This window comes from Candidatus Hepatincolaceae symbiont of Strigamia maritima (assembly GCF_055505085.1).
Window position 1 is genome coordinate 1 of record NZ_DBKDTU010000224.1, and the last position, 4999, is coordinate 4999.

Consider the following 4999-nt stretch of genomic DNA (forward strand, 5'->3'; position numbering starts at 1 on the left):
CACTTATAATCTATGCTTTCAGCTAACCTTAATAATTATAATATTAATATTTTTTGTTTAATAATGCACTAAGAATAAAAGCATCTAAATCTCCATCTAATACTGCTTTAGAATTAGAGTTTTCCGTATTAGTTCTTAAGTCTTTAATCATTTTATAAGGATGTAGTACATAAGAACGTATTTGACTGCCAAAACCTATTTCTGATTTCTGATTATTGCTATCTTGTATTTTAGATTTTTTAATATTCAATTCTAAATTATAAAGTTTAGATCTTAACATTTTCATAGCTATTTCTTTATTTTTATGTTGAGATCTATCTGATTGTGCTTGTACTACAATTCCTGATACAAGATGTGTAATACGTACAGCACTATCTGTAGTATTAATATGCTGCCCTCCGGCACCGGATGCTCTATAAGTATCTATCTTAAGATCTGATGGATTTATAATTACTTCTATATTATTATCAATTTCAGGATAAACCCATACTGATGCAAAGCTTGTATGCCGTTTATTATTGGTATCAAAAGGAGAAAGTCTGACTAACCTGTGTACTCCTGCCTCAGTTTTTAGGAATCCATAAGCATATAGCCCTATAATTTTTACAATAACAGCTTTTATGCCAATCTCTTCCCCTTTAATTTCTGAAATATATTCTATTTCATATTTATGACTGAGCGACCATTTTAGATACATTCTAAGAAGCATTTCTGCCCAATCCTGAGATTCTGTTCCTCCGGCACCTGAATGTATTTCTAAAAAAGCATTATTCTTATCTAGCTCTTTATTCAATAAGGATTTTATTTCAAATTCTTTAATAGTTTTTTGAAATTTTTGAATATTTTGAATAACTTCAACTTCTAAAGCAACATCTTCTTCTTCTATACACAAAGTATATAAATCTTTTAGTTCTTGATAATTATTATTTAAATGAGCAATATTTTCAATTTCAGTTTTATAAGAGATATACTGTTTGTTTAAATTTTTAGCTTTTTCTTGATCTTCCCATAGATTTGGATCCTCTAAGAGTTTTTCTAAATTTTGCTTAATAAGTAATAAATTATCATAGTCAAAGTAGCCTCCTTAATAAGATTATAGATTTACCTATTTTTTCTAATAAAGATTTTATTTCAAACTCACTTAATAACATTTCTAATATATTCCTTCATTCTGTCCAACTTCCTCAGTATTTATAGAAGCGTTTATATCATCACTATCTTTAAATGCTTCTAGAATAACCCCCTCATCACCTGCTGAGGCAAGTTTTCCGGTTTGATAATTAATCCATGCCATTTTGATACCATTAGGAATTCTAAAAGGATCTTTATCGTAGAATAATAGTGCCTGTTTCATAAAATCTGCAAAGATTGGTAGAGCAGTATTAGTTCCTGAGGCATATTCTCCTAAACTTTTAGGGTTATCAAATCCGACATAAACTCCTACTACCAAATTCGGTGAAAATCCTACAAACCAAGTATCTTTAGAATCATTTGTGGTTCCGGTTTTACCAGCAATTTCATATCCTCTAACTTTAGCTCGCCGTGATATACCACGCTCTACAGTTCCTTGTAAAATATTTAAAATTATATATATATCTTGTGGATCAATAATTTGTTCTCTACTATCTAATAATTGAGGAAAAGGTTGATTAGTAAAGGCGATATCACTACAACTTACACAAGCAATATTATTTCTTTTATAAATAGATTTATTATCTTTATTTTGAGTACTTACTACTAAATTAGAATCTATTTTTTTACCTTCATTAGCAAGCATAGCATATGCCTTAACCATATTTAATAAAGTAGTTTCTTGAGAACCTAATACAGTGGATAAATCTTGTAAATCTTTATCATAAATACCAAAAATCTTAGATAAATTACTAACTTTATCTAAACCTATAGCTTCTGTTATTCTAATTGTAACTAAATTTCTAGAGTACTCCAAAGCATTACGCAAAGTTACATATCCCCTATATCTATTAAGGTTATTTTTAGGTTTCCAAGTATTACTATCTTTATTCTGTGATACATAAGGAGCATCCAAAAATAAATCATTAGCTTTATATCCTTGCTGTATTGCACTTAGGTATACAAATGGTTTAAAAGCCGAACCGGGTTGACGTAATGCTTGAGTGGCTCTATTAAATTCACTTCTAGCAAAGGAGTATCCTCCCTGTATTGCTAAAATATCACCATTACGCGGATCCATGGCTACAAGAGCACCGTTTACTTGAGGTTCTTGTTTTAATTCCCAGTATACATTTCCTTCTTTATTAGTTTTACTCTGTACTAAAATAATATCACCTATTTGCAAGATAGTATTGAAATTAGATAAACGTTTCTTTCCCTCACTCGTAGGAGGGCTAGCCCAAGTACTAGTACTAATATCTATTTCTATAATTTCTTTATTTAATAAGCCTATTTGTAGTTTTTTTGAAGATATTTCAATAATAATTCCTATAGATAAAGGTATAAGAGATTCTTTATTTTCCATAACTGCAGTGTTTTTTCTTAAAACATCAAACCACATATAGTTATCAGTCTCTTTATTAATACTACCTAATTTAAGATTCTTAAATTCTGCTTTATTTGTATATGTTCTAAAGAATGGTCCTCTATAACCGTTTTGCATATCATATCTCTCAAGCCCAGCACGTAGAGCAGTATAAGCATAAGATTGTAATTTATAATTTATAGTAGTTTTAATATTTAATCCATCTTCATAAATTGCCTGATATCCGAAGAGTTTTATAAGATTTTTCCTAACTTCCTCCACTGCATAATTAGTATTTAAAGTTTTAAGATTATCCCTATATTGGGTCATAATAGGTTCTTCTATTGCTTCTTTAGCCTCTTCGGTACTAATATTATTATCTGAGAGCATTCTACTAATAACCCAATCTCTTCTTGCTTTTGCCGTTTCATAATTAATAGTAGGATCATATCTGGCAGGGGCTTTAGGTAAAGCTGCTAAAAAAGCAGCTTCTGCTATAGTAAGTTCTTGTAAGGATTTATTGAAATAATTAAGAGCTGCCATAGCAACACCGTAAGAACTTTTTCCTAAATAGATTTTATTTAAATAAAGTTCTAAAATTTTATCTTTGGAGTAAGTATTCTCCACGCGTTTTGTTAAAACCGCTTCTTTAATTTTTCTATTAATAGTACGCTCATTGTTCAGTAAAAAATTCTTTACTACCTGTTGAGTGATAGTAGAAGCTCCTTCAATTCCTCTTTTATTAAATAATGCAGAGGTATTCTTCATAAAAGCTCTAATTACTCCTAAAATATCAAAACCATTATGATTATAGAAGCCTTTATCTTCTGCTGAAATAAAAGCATTCTTAATAAAAATAGGAATATCTCTACTAGAGACAAAATATCTTTTTTCTTTAGCTAATTCAGAAAGTACATAACCATCAGCACTATATACTCTAGTTATAAGAGGCGGATTATAATCACCGAGTTGTTTATAATCCGGTAAATCCCATAATATATAAACTAGATACAATACTAAAATACAAAATAAGGATAAAAAATATTGTAAAAATAGCTGAGTTTTATTTTTCTTTTGTTTTAGAATATCACCTAAAATAATATCTTTATGGATAGGTTTATCTTGCAGAACAGATGTAGTATTTAAAATATCATCAATTAGTATTTTTTGATTTTTTGTTAAAGGTGTAGATTTTTTTTTAAGTAGAAAATCTCTTAAAGATTTAGCACAAAAAACAAAACTATCAATAATTAAAATTAATAAATTAATAAAAGCTTGTATAAAAGTTAACATTCTTAGCTAATTAAATTACTTAATAACTTGGTCTTATAGTAAGTTTTTTCTTATCCCATAAATAAGTTTCTATTCCCTGAGCTATTTTTTTAGCTATTACAGCTTGATGATCTGCCTCTGTTAAACGAATAACATCTTCTTCATTAGATAAAAAACCTGTTTCTATTAAAATTGACGGAACATCCGGTAATTTTAATACTTGAAATCCCGCGTATCTAACAGGATTAGTTAAAACAGGCACCCCTTGTATAACTTTTTCTAAAACTTTATTAGCTAATACTATAGATTCATTAATTTTAATTCTTTGAGATAAATTAATTAAAATTCTAGTTACCTCTTCACTTTCTTTAGATAAATCAATACCAGCTAAAATATCAGATCTATTTTCATTATTAGCTAATAATTGTGACTGAGCATCTGATGCTTGTTCAGATAAAGTATAAATAGATAATCCTTTTGAGGTAACATCAGAAGATTTATCAGCATGAATAGATATAAATAAATCTGCATTAAAATACCTAGCCCAGAGAGATCTATCCTGCAGAGGTAAATAATAATCTCCTTTACGAGTAAGAATCACACTAATATCAGGATGTTCTTCTAATTGTTTTTGTAATAATAAAGCTATACTAAGTACAATATTTTTTTCCATTACTCCATGATCAAAATTAGCAATAGCTCCTGAATCTCTTCCTCCATGACCTGGATCTATAACCACAGTAACCCTTCTATCAAGATTGTTTTTATTAGGAACAGGATACTTTACCGTAGATAAATAATCTGATATTTTAGATTTAATCATATTTTGTCTTTTTTTATCTCTTTCTACAGCTTCAAATCTCTTAATTTCCTTAGCATATTTTTTTAAAGAACTAGGATCATTCCCAGCAATTAAAGTTGCACTGTCTAAAGCATAACTTACTGCATTGGACACTTGTAAATCTATAATAAAATTATACCCTCCTGATTTTTCTGGTGTTAAAAAAGCTTTTCTTACTGCTACAGGACTTGATAAATCTAAAACCACCCTAAGAGTATTTTGTTCCGGATGCCCATACCTAATTTTTTGAATTAAATTTCCTTCTAATGCATCGTAAATATCCTCATCATTCATAGACCACACATAGGGCATTGGTAAATTGAAAATTAATCTAAACGGAAAATTTAAAATTTTAAAGATCGGAAGAGCGTCGTGTAGGGAAAGAGTGT

Annotated in this window: 2 protein-coding genes; both read right to left on the minus strand. The window is 29.0% G+C overall.

The window, feature by feature from the left end; all coding sequences use genetic code 11:
- Positions 1-43 precede the first annotated feature (43 nt).
- A protein-coding gene (gene prfB / locus ACQCX0_RS06140) for a peptide chain release factor 2 (RefSeq protein ID WP_462563292.1) occupies positions 44-1151 on the minus strand; the annotation gives its coding sequence in 2 pieces (ribosomal slippage) (positions 44-1078 and positions 1080-1151; 1107 coding nt in all).
- Positions 1152-1153: 2 nt separating this feature from the next.
- The gene (locus ACQCX0_RS06145) at positions 1154-3790 is read right to left on the minus strand and encodes a penicillin-binding protein 1A (RefSeq protein ID WP_462563293.1); all 2637 of its coding nucleotides are present in this window, start codon (positions 3788-3790) and stop codon (positions 1154-1156) included.
- Positions 3791-4999 lie beyond the last annotated feature (1209 nt).